The organism is Psychrobacter jeotgali, assembly GCF_904846315.1.
GTDB lineage: Bacteria > Pseudomonadota > Gammaproteobacteria > Pseudomonadales > Moraxellaceae > Psychrobacter > Psychrobacter jeotgali.
Genome location: NZ_CAJHAF010000001.1, coordinates 24,617 through 42,150, shown reverse-complemented (window position 1 = coordinate 42,150; position 17,534 = coordinate 24,617). Strand labels below are relative to the sequence as shown.

The 17,534-nt window shown below is 44.7% G+C and carries 11 protein-coding genes; 10 read left to right on the top strand and 1 reads right to left on the bottom strand.

Translation table 11 applies throughout. The features are described from left to right. Positions 1-13: 13 nt before the first annotated feature. From JMX18_RS00155 to JMX18_RS00115, 9 genes are all read left to right on the top strand, one after another. Positions 14-3,307, top strand: a complete 3,294-nt coding sequence (locus tag JMX18_RS00155; RefSeq protein ID WP_201582546.1) for an efflux RND transporter permease subunit — start codon at positions 14-16, stop codon at positions 3,305-3,307. Next, positions 3,304-5,175 (top strand): efflux transporter outer membrane subunit, encoded by a 1,872-nt coding sequence (locus tag JMX18_RS00150; RefSeq protein WP_201582540.1) that lies wholly within the window; start codon positions 3,304-3,306, stop codon positions 5,173-5,175. Before JMX18_RS00155 ends, JMX18_RS00150 begins: the two co-directional genes overlap by 4 nt. Positions 5,176-5,349: 174 nt before the next feature. Continuing rightward, the gene (gene hemB / locus JMX18_RS00145) at positions 5,350-6,357 is read left to right on the top strand and encodes a porphobilinogen synthase (protein ID WP_201582538.1); all 1,008 of its coding nucleotides are present in this window, start codon (positions 5,350-5,352) and stop codon (positions 6,355-6,357) included. 386 nt (positions 6,358-6,743) lie between these two features. Next, positions 6,744-8,777, top strand: a complete 2,034-nt coding sequence (locus JMX18_RS00140; RefSeq protein WP_201582536.1) for a UvrD-helicase domain-containing protein — start codon at positions 6,744-6,746, stop codon at positions 8,775-8,777. 159 nt (positions 8,778-8,936) lie between these two features. After that, positions 8,937-10,340: a magnesium transporter gene (gene mgtE / locus JMX18_RS00135; RefSeq protein ID WP_201582535.1), complete on the top strand. Its 1,404-nt coding sequence runs from the start codon at positions 8,937-8,939 to the stop codon at positions 10,338-10,340. 78 nt (positions 10,341-10,418) lie between these two features. Beyond that, positions 10,419-10,883, top strand: a complete 465-nt coding sequence (dut, locus tag JMX18_RS00130) for a dUTP diphosphatase (protein ID WP_201582534.1) — start codon at positions 10,419-10,421, stop codon at positions 10,881-10,883. 106 nt (positions 10,884-10,989) lie between these two features. Continuing rightward, positions 10,990-12,921, top strand: coding sequence for a phosphohexomutase domain-containing protein (locus JMX18_RS13170; protein ID WP_227674505.1), 1,932 nt, complete (start codon positions 10,990-10,992; stop codon positions 12,919-12,921). A gap of 119 nt (positions 12,922-13,040) precedes the next feature. Then, positions 13,041-13,952, top strand: coding sequence for an acetylglutamate kinase (gene argB, locus JMX18_RS00120; protein WP_201582533.1), 912 nt, complete (start codon positions 13,041-13,043; stop codon positions 13,950-13,952). A 9-nt stretch (positions 13,953-13,961) separates the two neighbouring features. Beyond that, positions 13,962-14,192 (top strand): hypothetical protein, encoded by a 231-nt coding sequence (locus tag JMX18_RS00115; RefSeq protein WP_201582532.1) that lies wholly within the window; start codon positions 13,962-13,964, stop codon positions 14,190-14,192. 26 nt (positions 14,193-14,218) lie between these two features. On the opposite strand, the gene JMX18_RS00110 is transcribed toward JMX18_RS00115, so the two are convergent. After that, a complete protein-coding gene (locus tag JMX18_RS00110) occupies positions 14,219-14,584 on the bottom strand; it encodes a Spx/MgsR family RNA polymerase-binding regulatory protein (RefSeq protein ID WP_201582531.1) in 366 nt (121 codons plus the stop codon). Positions 14,585-14,773: 189 nt separating this feature from the next. On the opposite strand from JMX18_RS00110, the gene leuS reads away from it, so the two are divergent. Beyond that, complete coding sequence (leuS, locus tag JMX18_RS00105) at positions 14,774-17,500, top strand: leucine--tRNA ligase (protein ID WP_201582530.1); 2,727 nt, start codon at positions 14,774-14,776, stop codon at positions 17,498-17,500. Positions 17,501-17,534 lie beyond the last annotated feature (34 nt).

The window sequence follows — 17,534 nt, the reverse complement described above, 5'->3', positions numbered from 1 at the left end:
CTAGGGATATACTATGTCACTTTTTTTCATTAACCGCCCTATTTTTGCATGGGTGTTGTCTATTCTAGTCATGCTTGTGGGGATCATATCGGTTATTAGCTTACCGATTGAGCAGTACCCTCCTATTGCGCCGCCAACTATTACGGTTAGCGCAACCTATCCTGGTGCTGATGCAGAAACGGTTGAAAACTCAGTAGTGCAGATTGTCGAACAACGTATGAAAGGACTTGACGGACTGATGTATATGTCCTCATCAAGCTCTTCAAACGGTGGGGCATCCGTGACGCTGACTTTTGAAAACGGTACTGATCCAGATATTGCACAGGTACAAGTCCAAAACAAGCTCCAAGCCGCTATCAGCTCTTTACCTGAATCTGTTCAGCGCCAAGGCGTTAACGTTAACAAATCCTCCAGTAGCTTTTTAATGGTACAAGGCTTTATATCTACCGATGGTAGTATGGATGAAGCGGATATTGGTGACTATATTAACGCCAACGTGGTCGATCAATTAAGCCGTGTGGATGGGGTTGGTGAAGTACAATCATTTGGTTCTTCTTATGCTATGCGTATATGGCTTGACCCTTCTAAGCTGCGTAGCTTCAATATGGTGCCAACCGATGTGGTCAATGCGGTACGCGCGCAAAACGCGCAAGTATCAGCGGGTCAGTTAGGACAAAGACCAGCAGATTCTGATGAGCAGGTTATTAGTGCCACTGTTACTATTCAAAGCTATTTGCAAACCCCTGAAGAATTTAAAAATATTCTACTAAAAACCGATAGTACAGGTGCGCAAGTACGTTTGGGTGATGTAGCCGATGTTGAAATTGGTAGTGAAAGCTACGGTGTTACGGCCTTGTTTAATGGTCAAGAAGCCGCTGGTCTTGGTATTTCACTCGCTACCGGCGCTAACGCCTTGGAGGTTCGTGAAGCTATTGAAGATCGAATTTCTGAATTGGAAGAAAACTTCCCAGAAGGTCTTGCAACCGTTGTTCCTTATGACACTACCCCATTTGTACGCTTGTCTATTGAACAAGTGGTATATACCTTATTGGAAGCTATTGCTCTAGTATTCATCGTCATGTACCTGTTCTTACAGAACTGGCGGGCTACTATTATTCCTACACTGGCGGTACCGGTCGTTATATTGGGTACTTTTGCCGTACTTTTTGCAGCAGGCTTCAGTATTAACGTACTAACTATGTTTGCGTTAGTATTGTCCATCGGTCTCTTGGTCGATGATGCTATCGTAGTTGTAGAGAACGTTGAACGAATATTGGAGGAGAATCCTGATATCTCCATTAAGGACGCCACGATACAGTCCATGGGAGAGATTAGTAAGATCGTTATCGGTATTGCGCTTATTCTATCGGCAGTATTCGTACCTATGGCTTTCTTTGGTGGTTCGACTGGGGTTATTTATCGTCAGTTCTCTATTACCCTAATCACCGCCATGGTATTGTCTGCGCTGGTAGCACTTATCTTCACCCCTGCCCTATGTGTTACCTTACTGAAACGTAGTAAGAGTCACGAAAAAGGTAGCGACGAAGAGCAAAAAGGTTTCTTTGGTTGGTTCAACCGCGGCTTCTTTAAGCTAAGTCGCAGTTATGAAAAGGTTGTGGGTAAAAGCGTCCGTTTCAAATGGCTTTATTTAGTAGGTTACGTAGCTATTATCGCAGTTATGGCTTTGGTCTTCCTACGAATTCCTGGTTCATTTTTACCTGAAGAAGATCAGGGGATCATGTTCACCATTGTGCAACTGCCAGCTGGTGCTACTCTCGATGAGACCCGAGGAGTGCTTGATAAAGTATCTGATTATTATGGCTCCCAAGAAGAAAACAATATTGAATCGATTTTTAGTATTGCAGGATTTAGTTTTGCAGGACAAGGGCAGAACGTTGGTCTAGCTTTCATTCTTTTAAATGATTGGGGTGAGCGCGAAGGCGAAGAAAACGAGGTTCAAGCTATTGTTGAGCGTGCCAATGGTTACTTCTTTACTCAGCTTAACGAAGCTCAAGTATTTGCCATTGTACCGCCAGCAATTAGTGGCCTCGGTAACTCCAGTGGTTTTGACCTTATGCTGCAAGATGTGGGTAACGTTGGTCACGATGGCCTACTTGAAGCCCGCAACATGTTACTTGGCATGGCCGGACAAAATGAAAATGTCTCTGGCGTTCGTCCCAATGGTCAAGAAGATGCGCCGCAATTAAAAGTCAATGTCAACCAAGAACAAGCCGCTGCTTATGGCTTGTCCATGGGTAGTATTAACAGTGTTATTTCTACCGCTTGGGGATCAAGCTACATTAATGACTTTATTGATCGTGGCCGTATTAAACGGGTGTTTATCCAAGGGGAACCTAGTAGCCGTACCAGTCCTAGTGACATTGGTAAGTGGTATGTTCGTGGCGAAGGTGGCGGTATGGTTTCCTTTGATGCCTTCTCAAGCAGCGAATGGCAATTGGGCTCTCCGCGTCTAACTCGCTATAACAGTTTACCTTCTATGAATATTCAAGGTAATGCGGCGCCTGGTTTGAGTACCGGTGAAGCGATGGATACGATGGAAGAATTGGTAGGTCAGCTTCCTGAAGGTATTGGTTATGAGTGGACAGGCCTATCGTTAGAAGAGCAAAAGTCCGGCGCGCAAGCACCCATGCTCTATGCTCTTTCAATATTGGTAGTATTCTTATGTTTGGCTGCCTTGTATGAAAGCTGGTCTGTACCCTTCTCAGTATTGTTAGTTATTCCGCTTGGGGTGTTAGGAGCGGTAATCTTTACTTGGTTACGAAACTTTGATAACGATATTTATTTGCAAGTTGGTTTACTGACGGTGGTCGGACTATCAGCTAAGAACGCCATTTTGATTATTGAATTCGCCAAAGAGCACCAAGAGGAAGGAAACAGCCTCAAAGATGCGGTCATGATTGCAGCACGTCAACGTTTGCGTCCGATTATTATGACTTCACTTGCCTTTGGCTTGGGTGTTGTGCCATTATTTATAGCGACAGGCCCAGGTTCAGGTAGCCAGAACGCTATTGGTACTAGTGTTGTTGGTGGTGTTATCACCGCTACCTTCTTAGGTATCTTCTTTATCCCAATGTTCTACGTTTGGGTCCGTAGCATGTTCCCTTATAAAGGTAACGAAGCTCATGACGTAGATGATAATGGTGATAACCATAATGATGGTGGCAATGGTAACGATGATAATGGTGGTGGTGGTAGCCCTACCCCAGCAACCCCAACTGACGATACTCAACGCTCAACTTCGTCTAATAGCTATCAGCCTGTAAGTCTTGGAGATAACATACAATGAGCTTTCGATCCTTTTTCATCCGCAACTCAGTAGGTGCGGCAGTAGATTCTTCTACTGCCCCACGTATTACTACAGGTCAGTTGTTAACACCTTCCACCCTTATTAGCGCTAATTCGTCAAAGGCCCGTAAGTCTGGACGCCTTTTGAGCTTGAGTGTATTAGCAATCAGTATGGCTGCTTGTAACACTATTCCAAAAGCAGATACTCGTCCGGTGCTTGCTGAGCCTAACATTCCTATCAATCAAGCATATGATTCTAGTACGCTTGATCAGGAAACGGTCAGCTCAGCCGAGCAGCCGAGTATCGCCAATCAACGTTGGCAAAACTTTTATAGCGATGAGCGCTTAAAAGGTTTGATTGCCCTAGGCCTTGAGAACAACAAAAGCTTTGAAAATGCTCGTCTCGCTATTGAAAAAGCGCGCGCACAATATCGAATTACTGATATTAATGACTTACCGACGATTAATGGTCAAGCCGATTATTCGAGGCAAAGTCAGTATTCTCAAGGTATTCCAGGCGTACGCTCTGGCAGTAGACAAACCACTGACAGCTATAACGTCAATTTAGGCCTTGCCAGCTATGAGCTGGACTTTTGGGGTAGAATTGATAGCCTGAAAGATCAGGCGCTGCAGAACTTTTTGGCAACAACGGCTGCCAAAGATTCTACTCAAATCAGCCTTATCAGTAATATTGCGCAAAGCTATGCCAACTTAAGTTATAGCTTAGCCCAATTAAAACTAGCAGAAGCGACGGTTGAGAGTCGTGAGCGCTCATTATTTATTGCTGACAAGCGTTTTGAAGCGGGTATTGATCCCAAGCTTCCTTCTTTACAGGCAAGCGCTTCTCTTGAAGATGCCAGACTTGCGGTACTACGTGCTCAAAGTAGTATTTTGACCGCACGTAATGCGCTCCAGTATCTGATAGGCGCTCCTATTCCTGGTGAGCTTATTCCGGCACCTGCTGTTAGTAATATCACCTCTCAGGAGATATTCAGTACTGGACTACCAAGCGAGCTGTTACGCTATCGCCCAGATGTATTGCAGGCGGAGTATAACCTAAAAGCAGCAGGAGCCAATATTGCGGTTGCACGTGCCGCCTACTTCCCAACCATTAGCTTGGCCAGTAGCGTTGGTGTGCGTAGCGATAGTCTAAGCAATTTATTTGAAAGTGATTCATTCGGTTGGTCATTTGGCCCTAATATTAGCGTGCCTATTTTTGATGCAGGCCGCTTAGATGCCAACTATGACGTTGCCAAGATTGAACGTGAACAATCGCTCACCAACTATGAAGACTCTATCCAAACGGCATTCCGTGAAGTCTCTGATGTGTTAGCGACCCGAGCAACTTTAGGTGAGCAGCTCAGAACCCAGTATCGTTTGCAAGATAACTTTGATCAGACTTATCAGATTGCTGACGCGCGCTTTAGAGCTGGTATCTCAAACTATCTAGACGTTCTTGATGCACAGCGTTCACTATTCGCTACTCAACAAGGCATCCTGGATTTAGAGCTACAGAAGCTCATTAGCCAAGTCGAGCTTTATCAAGCGCTTGGCGGCGGTGCCAACCTTGATGTGCCGAGTATCATCCCTGTACCTCAATACACCAACTTAGCACGGATTGCCAATGTCTCTGCTAACAGTCCAGAGGCAAAAGCAGCTTATGCTGTTGACGCTGCGAGCTCAGCACGCGTTACTTCACCTCAAGAAGCTACGGACATCAAACAATCCAAAGCACCAGCAACAGCTACCTTTGAACCCAAAGCGGTCGTTGATCTAAATAACGATGGTAAAGCTGATGCCGCCGTTGGCGTACTGACTGAAGAAACCCCGGTAGAGCAAGTTCCCTCTACTCAAATCATTGAGCCTTAAGTGTTTGGCTAAATGCTATTGGACTTCTGCAACTAACCCTACCGCCTTGGTGGGGTTAATTGTTTTACACCCTTTTGCTTTTATAGGCGGCTTTTGGTTATAGTAGGGTCATTAATGACCACCGCCCCGTATTTAAAAATTACTACCTGTCAAAAACTATAATAAGGATTCATTATGTCTTATACCTTTAATCGTCAATTTCCTGAAACTCGCTTACGTCGCTTGCGTTATAACGACAATGTGCGTGCTATGATTCGTGAAGTTGAGCTGCACCCCAAACACTTTATTGCTCCTGTATTTGTGTTAGAAGGTAAAAACCAGCGCGAAAAAATTGCCAGTATGCCAGGCGTTGAGCGTTTATCTATTGATCTATTGATTGATTACGCCAAAGAGTTGTTGAGCGAGGGCGTCACTACTATCGATATCTTCCCAGTCATTGATAATTCATTAAAGACGCCTGATGGTAAAGCCGCTTATGATGCCAATGGTCTAACTGCCCGTGCCGTAGCCGCTGTAAAAGATGCCGTACCTGAAATGGTGGTTATGACTGATGTAGCATTAGACCCTTATACTTCACACGGTCAGGACGGCTTGCTCGATGATAGCGGTTATGTGGTCAATGACGCTACGGTGGAAGTCTTGGTCAAACAAGCCTTAGTACATGCTCGTGCTGGCGCTGATATCATCTCACCAAGTGATATGATGGACGGCCGTATCAAAGCTATGCGCGATGCTTTTGAAGGTGAAGGTTTTGTCAATACCGCTATTATGGCCTACTCTGCCAAGTATGCCTCTGCTTATTATGGCCCGTTCCGTGATGCGGTCGGCAGTGCGGGCAATCTAAAGGGTGGGCATAAAAAACAGTATCAAATGGACTTTGGTAACCGCGCCGAAGCTTTGCATGAAGTCGCTATGGATATCAATGAAGGCGCTGATATGGTGATGATCAAACCCGGTCAGCCCTACCTTGATCTGATTCGTGAGGTCAAGGATACCTTTGGGGTACCCACCTTTGCCTACCAAGTTTCTGGTGAATACGCTATGCACATGGCCGCTATTGAAAATGGCTGGCTCAGTGAAGCAGTTATCCTAGAATCACTCATTGGCTTTCGCCGTGCCGGTGCCGACGGTATTTTGACTTATTTTGCGTTAGAAGCCGCACGTCAGCTGAATAATAGCTAATAAAATCTCGAATAATACAGATTTTGCACAATATAAACTTTGCGTCAATTGCTTTGGGCAGTTGGCGCATTTTTAATTAAACCTCCTTCTCATTCTAATTAAACGCTCCCCAAAGCTGTTGCTTTTACTTTATAATAACTCAGCGATTTTGAGTATCGATCTACACTAAGTACAGATTTTTCCAGGTAATTTTTATTAATTACAGCGACATGATGTAGTCTATAATAGGACGTGTGAATAATTCTACTGCGTTCGACCCTCTACTCTTTTAACCTAATTTAACTCAACTTTTTATCATTTTATATTAAAACGCGCGGCGTTCATTTTGTTATCGCCAGTTTTAGCCCCAATTTTGCTTTTGTTCTATTTGCCCTACAGGTCACTTTATGAGTCAACTTAATCCTAGACAACAAGAAGCTATGCTTTATGTATCAGGCCCCTTATTAGTATTGGCTGGAGCCGGTTCAGGTAAGACTTCGGTCATTACCCGTAAGATTGCTTACCTTATAGAAGAGTGCAACATGCCAGCCGAGCGCATCACCGCCGTGACTTTTACTAACAAGGCGGCGCGGGAGATGAAAGCGCGGGTTAGTAAGCTCTTACCTAGTGAAAAAATGCGTGGACTGACCGTATCCACCTTTCACCAGTTTGGCTTACAGTTTTTGCGTTATGAGCTCATTCATACCCCGCTTAAGGGTAATTTTTCCATCATGGATAGCGATGATAGCAAGCGCCTGTTGATGGAGCTGATGATGCGTGACAACTTAAGCGGCGCTGAAAGTCGTGAGCTGGTCGGCAAGGCGATAAAAATGATCTCCGATTGGAAAAATGATCTGATTGAGCCCGATCAAGCAATGGAGACTCTAGAAGATCCAGAAGATATGATCTTTGCGACTTTATATGCCTTGTACGAGCGTAATCTGCGGGCTTATAATGCGGTCGATTTTGATGACTTGATTGTGTTGCCGACCAAGATATTGCGTGAAAACAGAGATTTGCGTGATAAATGGCAAAACCGTATTCGCTATTTATTGGTCGATGAATATCAAGATACCAATACCGCACAGTATGAGATGATCAAATACTTGGTTGGGCCGCAAGGACGTTTTACGGTGGTGGGTGACGATGACCAATCTATCTATGCGTGGCGCGGCGCTAAGCCTGAAAATATGGCGCTGCTCAAAGAGGATTTTCCCAAATTAAAAATTGTCATGCTTGAGCAAAACTATCGTTCAACCACGCGTATTTTGACCTCTGCTAACGCTGTTATTACTAACAACGAGCATTTATTTGAAAAAAAGCTTTGGTCTGATAAAGGTCATGGCGAAAAAATCCGTATTATTAATTGTCGTAATGACGATGATGAGGCGGAACGGGTAGCCAAAGAGATTGTCACCCATAAACTGCGTTTTGGTAATGAATGGGAGCAGTATGCGGTACTCTATCGTAGTAACTTTCAGGCGCGGATGTTAGAGGCGCAGCTGCGCCAATTACAAGTGCCGTATAAGTTATCAGGTGGTCAATCTTTTTTCGCCCGCAGTGAAATCAAAGATATCATGGGCTATCTGCGCCTGATCTTAAACCCTGAAGATGACAGTGCCTTTTTGCGCATTATCAATACCCCTAAGCGTGGTATGGGGCCGGCGACCCTAGAGAAACTTGGTCTGTTCTCGCAAGAGCATAGTATCTCCTTATTAGCTTCTTGTACCCATGGTGGTCTTAGTCATGTATTGCCGAGTAAGGCTTATGGCACGCTGAAGGAGTTTGGTGATTTTATTGAGCATTATACTCGTGAGCTCGATCAGCATCCTGATCCGGTACCTATTGTCCGGCAGATGATTGATGAAACTGGCTATATCGACTTTGTGCGTAGCGACTCAAAAACCCCGCAGCAAGAAAAGAACCGCATCGATAATATCGATATGCTCTACACCAGTATTCAGTCGCTGATTAACCGTGCCGAAGAAGATGAAGATCGTACCATTGATACCATTATTCGTAAGCTAGTACTCCTTGATATGCTTGAGCAGCAGCAAGAAGAAGAGAATACCAATAAGGTCAATCTAATGACTTTGCATGCCGCCAAAGGACTAGAGTTTGATTACGTCTATATTATGGGTCTTGAGGAAGAAATGCTGCCGCATCGCAACTCTATTCTCAGTGAAACGGTTGAGGAAGAGCGCCGATTAATGTACGTCGGCATTACGCGTGCTCGCCGTGAGTTGACCTTAACCTTAGCCACCCAGCGCCGTGCTGGTGGTCAGATGCGGGTGACCTCCGAATCAAGATTCTTGGAAGAGCTCCCAGAAGATCATATCGACTGGCCTGCCAAAGCTAAGAAGAAAAAAGCCACCAAGAATCCCGAAGCGGTTGCTGATGAATACTTAGCTAATATTCGGGCGCTACTGGGTAATCGTTAATTGATGATCGTTAATTAGTAATCGTTAATTTTGAGCTTAGGGCGTATCGAACGCCCTGCCCTGTTAATTTGTTATTTTTGATTTGATAGCTCTCTTAACTAGCTGTTGTATAAATGAATACTTTATAAATAGATACTCACACATAGCTTTGGAACATTTATGCCCGATATTACGCCTACTCCTGATCGTCAGCCGACCTTGCAGGCAGACTTTAATCCGTCGGAGTATAGTGCCGAATATAAGCTACTCTACTTGCAAGAGTTGGTAGCCGATAAGTCATATAATGCTATTAGTGAATTTTTAGCCAAGCAGTCAGAGTATGAGATTGCCAACCTTTTAGAATCCTTTCCAAGTCAAACTCGATTACTGATTTGGGAGCAAGTACCTGAATCGCTCAAAGGTGAAGTGCTTGCTGAACTAGAGGACGAAACCCGCCAGCCGTTACTGGAGAATATCTCTCCCAAACAAATCTCTGTCTTCACTCAAGACCTTGATGCACAAGATATCTCGGAGATTCTAGATACCGTTACCGATACCGTCCGTACTTCGGTAATGGCGACGCTGGATGAAGAGGTTCGGGTTCAGGTTAATAAGCTCGATACTTATGAGGACTGGGAAGTCGGCAGCTATATGGATCCGGATATCATTCAGGTGCAAGACGATATCAGTCTGGCACAAGTACAAACTTGGCTACGTGATAATATTGACTTGCTTGATGATCAAAGCCAAGAGTTATTGGTTGTCGATGAAAGTCAGCAATTACTAGGGCTGCTAAGTTTGGTTGATTTAATTAAACATGATCAAAACGATTTAGTCGCTGATTATATAGATCCTGCGGTGACCGTGAATGATCGCCTAGATATTCAAGATGCTGCAGCTATTTTTCGTTCAGAAGACATCCGTTATGCGCCGGTCATCAATGATTATGGTGAGCTGGTTGGCCAGTTAAATGGCGAGGACATTATGGAGATTATCCAAGATGATGTCGATAGCACTATGAAAAGCCTTGCCGGTGTTAGCCAAGATGAAGAGCTGTTTGCGCCTATTTTGACCAGTGCCAAGAGCCGCAGTATTTGGCTGGGGATTAATTTAGGTACTGCACTTTTAGCCGCGGCGGTAATTGGTCAATTCGAAGCAGTTTTAGCTAAAGTAGTAGCCCTAGCGATACTGATGCCAGTGGTTGCTAGTATGGGCGGTATTGCGGGCTCCCAGACTTTGACGGTGGTTATTCGCGGTATGGCTATGGGTCAAATCGGCGGCTCTAACCGGCTATGGCTACTGAATAAAGAGCTATGGGTCGGGGCGATAAACGGTATCATTTGGGCGATAATCATGGCAATAATTGCCCAAATGTGGTTCCATGATGTTAAAATCAGTGCGGTTATCGGTTTCGCCATCGCTATCAATATGACCGCTGCCAATGTTTCAGGTATCAGTATCCCTTTAATACTCAAACGTATGGACATTGATCCGGCGTTATCAGCGTCAGTTATTTTGACCACAGTAACCGATATTGTCGGCTTTATGTCGTTCTTGGGATTGGCAAGCGTGATGATCCTTTAAGCTGTATTAAAAGACTATCAGAGCCATAAATAATTTCGTCAAATATATAAAACTATTAGATATTTAAGTGAGTAGGTTATGCAAGCAGTTCAAGTAAAAGTCCTCAATGACAAAGTTATGCAAGACGAGGCGTTTACATTGCCGACCCGGGCTACTGATGGCTCTGCAGGGATTGATCTGCGTGCTTGTATTGATGAGCCTTTGACCATAAAAGCCGGCTCTACTCACTTGATTGGTACCGGATTAGCCGTTTATATCCAAGACCCTAGTTATGCGGGGATGATTTTGCCACGTTCAGGCTTAGGTCATAAACACGGTATTGTACTAGGCAACTTGGTGGGCCTTATCGATGCCGATTATCAAGGCGAGCTCATGGTTAGTATTTGGAATCGCAGTGAAGAGGACTTTGTACTGAGTCCAGCGGAGCGCATGGCGCAATATATCGTCGTACCTATTGCTCGACCTGAGTTTGAAATCGTTAAGGATTTTAGCGATGAAAGCATCCGCGGTGCGGGTGGATTTGGGCATTCAGGTCGCCAATAATTTCAATTTTATTAAAAAAGTTATACCGATTCTGCGTCGAAACATAGCGTATCTGTTTTATTTAAAATCGACTATACATAAGTAACGATATAAGGAGAGTACTGCAATGCCGCACCCTTTTGCTGCCCAGCAATCCTTATTTCGTGCTTACGATATTCGCGGTGCAGAGTATTACTTTAGTGCTAAGTTCGTTCATGCATTAGGTGCAGCGTTCGTTAGGCTTTTTAAAACTCAAAACCACAATAAGCTGAATGGTCAGACTAGCGTCACCCCTAAAACCCCCACTGTTATTATTGGCTATGATGTGCGTCACGGTAGTGCTGATATCGCCAAGCTATTAGCTACAGTATTGCAGCAGCAAGGCTTACAAGTCATTAGTTTGGGACTTATTACTACGCCTATGATGGCATTTTGGAGTGAGCAATATGACGGTCATGGCATCATGGTTACTGCCAGTCATTCTGCAAAAGGTATCTTGGGGATTAAATGGTTAGTTAATAACGCCTCGCCTAGCGCTAAGTCTATCCAACAACTCTATCAAGATTTGACCTCCACCCCCCTTAGCGCTAATAATAAAATCAATCCCCTTATTAATAACACCCTGTCAAACTCTGACGTGGCGGTGATCAACTTACCTACTAGCGCAGTAGCGGCGCCTTATATTCAAGCGATTGAAGAGGTATTTACGGCTATCTATCCCAAGCATAATTTGTCCGCCATCAACAATAGACGAGTTATAAAAAAGCTGGAGCTAACTGTAGTTATTGACTGCCTGAATGGTGCGACTAGTAGAATTGCTGAGCCGTTATTTAGCCAATTTTGTCAGCGGGTAATCATACTTAACGACTCTCCCGACGGCAGTTTCCCCACTGGCAACCCCGACCCTACCGAGCCCAATAGATTGGCAGAATTACAACAGACCGTTATTGTACATTCGGCAGATATTGGCTTAGCGTTCGATGGTGATGGCGACCGCTTGATGATTGTTGATAATAGTGGCAAGGTGGTCACAGCCGATCATTTATTATATCTACTAGCAAAAGTGGCTATCACCGAACATCCTAACTCTTTAGGTCACTCAAGTAGTCTAGATAACTGCAGTTTAGATAGATGCAGTAGCTTAACCAGATCAGATAACGAAAATGAATCGAAAGTTTTGGCTAAGTCTAATGACCCAGATGGACTCTTATCGCCTCCACAAGTTTTATTCGATATTAAGTGCTCGCATCATCTGCCAGTATTATTACGCAAGCTGGGTGCGCTACCTGTACTTAGCAAAACCGGAAGTAGTATGATGCGCCGACAGCTGCGCGCGCAGGAGAGCTTTGCAATATTTGCAGGCGAGTTGTCCGGTCATTTTATTTTTAATGATGGTTATTTTACCGTCTATGATGATGCCATGTACGCTGGGCTACGCTTATTGAACTGGCTGGCGTATACCGCTACGGCACCTGTAGACAGCAACACTCGCACTTCTAGCGTTAATTTATGGGGTGAGCAAGTGTCAGCATCTGCCCCTTATCAATTGACCGATATTACCAAAGATCTGCCTTTGCTAGTCAGCACCGCTGATCACTATATACCGTTGGCTGATAGTGCTTCTGATAATGGTTCTGAAAGCTGTAGCGTCATTACTCATTTAACGGAGTTTTGTCATTACTTACAAGGTTTGGTTGCAGAGTATCAGCCTGATAAGTTTCAGGCATCAACCAACGGTCTGTTCAGTAGCAATTTAACAGCTATGGATAAGCTTATATCCTGCTGTGACTGCTTAGACATTAGACATTATATGACCAGCGAACAAGCCCAAAGCCTATTACCCGTAGGGACAAAGCTATCCTCTATTGATGGGGTGCGCTTAGACTTTACTCATGGTTTTGGAGTGGTAAGACAATCTAACACCAGTAATGCGCTGACAGTGCGTTTCGCAGGCGATAGTTTAGATGACCTAAAAGACGTGCAAGCTCGCTTTGTGGCCTTATGCAATGCATTTGATCAAGGGTTGGCTGAGAAAGTAGCCGCTATTCGCGCCGAGTAATGGTTATTGGCTTTAAACTATTAATATTAATCTACACTTTCACACTCTTCAGATTCGCTATATTTATTTCAAGTCCCTGTTTAGACAGGTACTTTAGACCTCTGTTTTAGGAGACTACGATGTCACTTAATTTTGACGATGCCAAAACCACTGCCGAAGTATTAACCACTGCCCTACCTTATATTCAGCGCTTCGTTGATAAGTTGATTGTGGTCAAATATGGCGGTAATGCCATGACCGATCCTAAGCTTGAAAGCTCGTTTGCACGTGATATTGTCCTGCTAAAAACGGTAGGTATGCACCCTGTAGTGGTGCATGGCGGTGGCCCGCAAGTTGATAACTTATTAAAAGAGCTGGGCCGGCAGTCTGAGCGTATTGATGGTATGCGGGTAACTGATAAAAGCACCATGGATATCGTAGAGATGGTACTGGGCGGCGGGGTTAACAAGTCCATCGTCAGCTTAATCAATAAGCATGGCGGCAGCGCTATTGGTCTCACCGGTAAAGATGCTAATCTTATCCAAGCAAAAAAAATGCTGATGGAAAAAATTGGTGATGATGGCGTAGCTGTCCCGATTGATTTAGGATTCGTCGGTGATGTGGTGAGTGTCAATAAGGATGTTATTAACATGCTTATTGCGTCCAATTTTATCCCTGTTATTGCTCCCCTAGGTGTAGATGAAGAAGGCAATACTTATAACATCAACGCTGACTTGGTCGCTGGTAAGGTCGCTGAATTCTTGCAAGCTGAGAAGCTGATGCTACTGACTAATATCAAAGGCGTATTAGGACGCGACGGCAAGGTCGTCACCGGTTTAACTCCCAAAAAAGTAGATGCTTTAATCGAAGACGGCACGATTTCAGGAGGCATGATTCCTAAGATTCAGTGTGCGCTTGATGCGGTTAGAAGCGGCGTCAAAAGTGCAGTTATCGTCGATGGCCGGGTGCCGCATGCGACATTGCTGGAGATCTTTACCAATGAAGGCGTGGGCACGCTCATTAGCCGTAATTTAGAGGCGGCGCTACCTTAGGATGAACGGATGGCATTATGGCTATGGTGTCTGCTATTTATATTACAAAGCCTTTACTGCTGGTGGATTATCGGCTATGGCGGCGCACGCTGGATTGAAGGCTGGAAATCATTTTTCTTAATTGAATGGTTTGCCCTTGATTGGAGCGCTGAGCAGATTCGCCTATATGTGCTGATTATTTGGGGCTTTAGTGTGATTTGGTTTATCGTTGGTTTATTTAAGCCTGAGCTTAGGCTTTAGTCGCTCAAGCTCAGGCGCTGATAACTTTAGCCAAAAGTATTATCCAGCGCTGCTTGATCATAACCGCACAGTAAGACCGGCTGATCTTGATAACGCCCTTCGATAATTGGCCGTTTAATCATACTGGTATGCTCTATTAGCAAGTCTATAGCTTGGTCTATATTTGCATCCGCTGCTGCTTTTTGGTCATCGCTTAATTTGCGCCAGGTGGTACCACGCTTATTGAGCACTTTATCAATCCTTAATTCATTTACCCAACGCTGTACGCTGGCTTTATCGATGCCGTGTTTTTTATAATCATGAAAAGTGTAATCAACGCCTAGCTCGTCAAGCTTAGTGCAAGCCTTTTTCATGGTGCTGCACGATTTGATACCGTAGATAGTGATGGTCATTTGAACTCCTTGATTTATACTATAGGTTAATGGGTTATAATCTAATGTATTCATTTAATTTAGTATCAATCCTATTGAATACTGCCCTATTATTATATCGCCCCATCGCAATTTTTCCCGATTTGCGCTATTCTACCCTATCTAAATGAATCCTTATTCTTTTTATCAAATTCTAATCTCGAGCCAACTATGAGCAACGCCGTGACAGCAGATCAAGCTAATAGCAATAATACTAATACCAGCATCAATGACCAATATCAGCCGCAGCTTATAGAAGCTGAGCAGCAAGCCAAATGGGCAACCGATAAGCGTTATGAGGTCGATAATGAGACCAGCGCTAAGCCCAGTCGCTATATGCTATCGATGTTCCCTTATCCAAGTGGCAAGCTGCACATGGGCCATGTGCGTAACTATACCATCTCTGATGTACTCAGCCGCTATTATCGCCTCAAAGGCTTTGATGTCATGCAGCCTATGGGCTGGGATGGTTTTGGTCTGCCCGCTGAAAACGCAGCGATTGCCAACCAAATGCCACCTGCCGAGTGGACCTTTGCCAATATCGATAGCATGCGCGCCCAGTTAAAACTGCTTGGTTTGTCAGTTGATTGGTCACGCGAATTTGCCACTTGTAGCCCAGAATATTATCAGTGGGAGCAGTGGTTGTTTTTGCAGCTATACAAAAAGGGTTTGGTCTATAAAAAGCTAGCGACCGTCAATTGGGATCCGGTAGATAATACCGTACTCGCCAATGAGCAAGTTATCGACGGCAAAGGCTGGCGTAGCGGCGCTCCGGTTGAGAAGCGCGATATCCCCATGTATTACTTTAATATCACTGATTATGCCGATGAGCTGCTGGATGATTTAGACCAATTAGAAGGTCATTGGCCAGCAGAAGTCTTGACCATGCAGCGCAATTGGATCGGCCGTAGTGCCGGTATGGAAGTGCATTTCCCTTATGAGCTCGCTGGTGAAGACAATACTTTAGATGTGTTTACCACTCGTCCCGATACCTTGATGGGCGTTACTTATGTTGCGGTTGCCGCCGAACATCCTCTAGCGCAATACGCCGCTGAGCGTGATGACGTTATTGCTCAATTCTGTGCGCTTTGCAAAAAAGGCTCAGTGGCCGAAGCAGATCTGGCCAAAGCTGAAAAGATTGGTATGGACACCGGACTCACGGTTATTCATCCCTTAACCGGTGAGAAGCTACCCGTTTGGGTCGCCAACTATGTGTTAATGAGCTACGGCTCAGGCGCAGTGATGGCGGTACCAGCGCATGACGAGCGCGATTATGAGTTTGCAACCAAATACAATCTACCGATTAAACAGGTCATTAATATCCCTGATGGTTATTTCGATAGTGTAAAAGCACAAGCAGTAGCGAATAGCGCTGATAGTGAGTCTTCTGAGATAAATTTGGCTTATACCGAGCGCAACACTTTGGTTAACTCAGACGAGTTCGATGGTATGGACTTTGAGCAGTCCTTTGAGGCGATGCTTGCCAAGCTTGAACCGCTTGGTTTAGCTAATAAAAAGATCCAATACCGTTTGCGTGATTGGGGTGTTTCCCGCCAGCGCTATTGGGGCTGCCCTATCCCTATGGTCAATTGTGAGCACTGCGGCACCGTCCCGGTTGAAGAGCAAGATTTACCTGTAGTACTTCCCACTAATGTCGTCCCTGATGGCCGTGGCAATCCGCTGAAAAATATACCAGAATTTGTTAATACCAGCTGTCCTAAATGCGGCAACCCAGCTGAGCGCGAGACCGATACTTTCGATACTTTTGTCGAATCCAGCTGGTACTACGCTCGTTTTGCTAGCCCGCATGATACGCAGAATATGGTTAATAAGTCTGCCGCTAATAAATGGTTACCCGTAGATCAATATGTCGGCGGTGTTGAACACGCCGTTATGCATTTGCTGTACGCACGTTTTTTCCATAAGCTCATGCGTGATGAATCATTGGTCTCGGGTGATGAGCCTTTTGCTAACTTGATGACCCAAGGGATGGTATTGGCCGGTACTTTTTACCGTACTAACCCAGACGGCAGTACCACCTACTACTTCCCAAATGATATCGATATCGATTATAACGAACGTGGCCAACCGACTAAAGCAACTCTAAAAGCGGATGGCCTACCCGTCACTATTGGCAAGACCGAAAAAATGTCAAAGTCTAAGAACAACGGCGTCGATCCACAAACCACTATCGATCAGTATGGTGCCGATACCGTGCGTTTATATACGCTATTTACTGCGCCTGCCGACCAAACGCTTGAATGGTCGGATGATGCGCTAAAAGGCCCTTATAACTTTGTCAAAAAGATCTGGCGTATTGCTAATGAGCATATCCAAGCGGTATCAGCTAGCGACTTAGATCTTAATAAGCTAAATAATGACTCTTTAGCTAGTGCTGACTTAAGTAAAGCTGCTAAAAACTTACGCCGTAAGACTCACGAAACTATCGCCAAGATTGATAAAGATTTGGGTGAACGTTTGGCGCTAAACACCCCAGTATCAAGTCTTATGGAGCTCTCCAATGAATTGGCTAATTTTACCGCTAATAATGACCAAGACTTGCAAGTTAAGCATGAAGCCTTAACTGACTTACTTATCATGCTCTCAGCCTATGCTCCGCATGTTGGTGAGTACTTGCTTGAGCAATTAGGACTTGATACTAAAACTTTAGAGTATCCCGCTGTTGATAGCACAGCTTTAGTCCAAGATACGGTTACTATGGTTGTCCAAGTTAATGGTAAGGTACGCGGGAAAATGGAGGTAGCGCCAAACGCTGATCCTGAGGAGCTAAAAGCACAAGCGCGCGCTATTGATAGCGTCGCCAAATTCCTCACCGGCGAGATCAAAAAAGAAATCGTGGTGCCCAATAAGCTGGTCAATATTGTAGTAGTAGGCTGAGTTTGTTAGCTTCAGAGTTAAAGCTTATTTAACA

Coding starts and splice junctions, on each gene's coding strand:
- argB (WP_201582533.1), top strand. CDS start 13,041: ATGTCACTTAATTTTGACGATGCCAAAACCACTGCCGAAGTATTAACC.
- JMX18_RS00150 (WP_201582540.1), top strand. CDS start 3,304: ATGAGCTTTCGATCCTTTTTCATCCGCAACTCAGTAGGTGCGGCAGTA.
- JMX18_RS00140 (WP_201582536.1), top strand. CDS start 6,744: ATGAGTCAACTTAATCCTAGACAACAAGAAGCTATGCTTTATGTATCA.
- leuS (WP_201582530.1), top strand. CDS start 14,774: ATGAGCAACGCCGTGACAGCAGATCAAGCTAATAGCAATAATACTAAT.
- JMX18_RS13170 (WP_227674505.1), top strand. CDS start 10,990: ATGCCGCACCCTTTTGCTGCCCAGCAATCCTTATTTCGTGCTTACGAT.
- hemB (WP_201582538.1), top strand. CDS start 5,350: ATGTCTTATACCTTTAATCGTCAATTTCCTGAAACTCGCTTACGTCGC.
- JMX18_RS00110 (WP_201582531.1), bottom strand. CDS start 14,584: ATGACCATCACTATCTACGGTATCAAATCGTGCAGCACCATGAAAAAG.
- mgtE (WP_201582535.1), top strand. CDS start 8,937: ATGCCCGATATTACGCCTACTCCTGATCGTCAGCCGACCTTGCAGGCA.
- dut (WP_201582534.1), top strand. CDS start 10,419: ATGCAAGCAGTTCAAGTAAAAGTCCTCAATGACAAAGTTATGCAAGAC.
- JMX18_RS00115 (WP_201582532.1), top strand. CDS start 13,962: ATGGCATTATGGCTATGGTGTCTGCTATTTATATTACAAAGCCTTTAC.
- JMX18_RS00155 (WP_201582546.1), top strand. CDS start 14: ATGTCACTTTTTTTCATTAACCGCCCTATTTTTGCATGGGTGTTGTCT.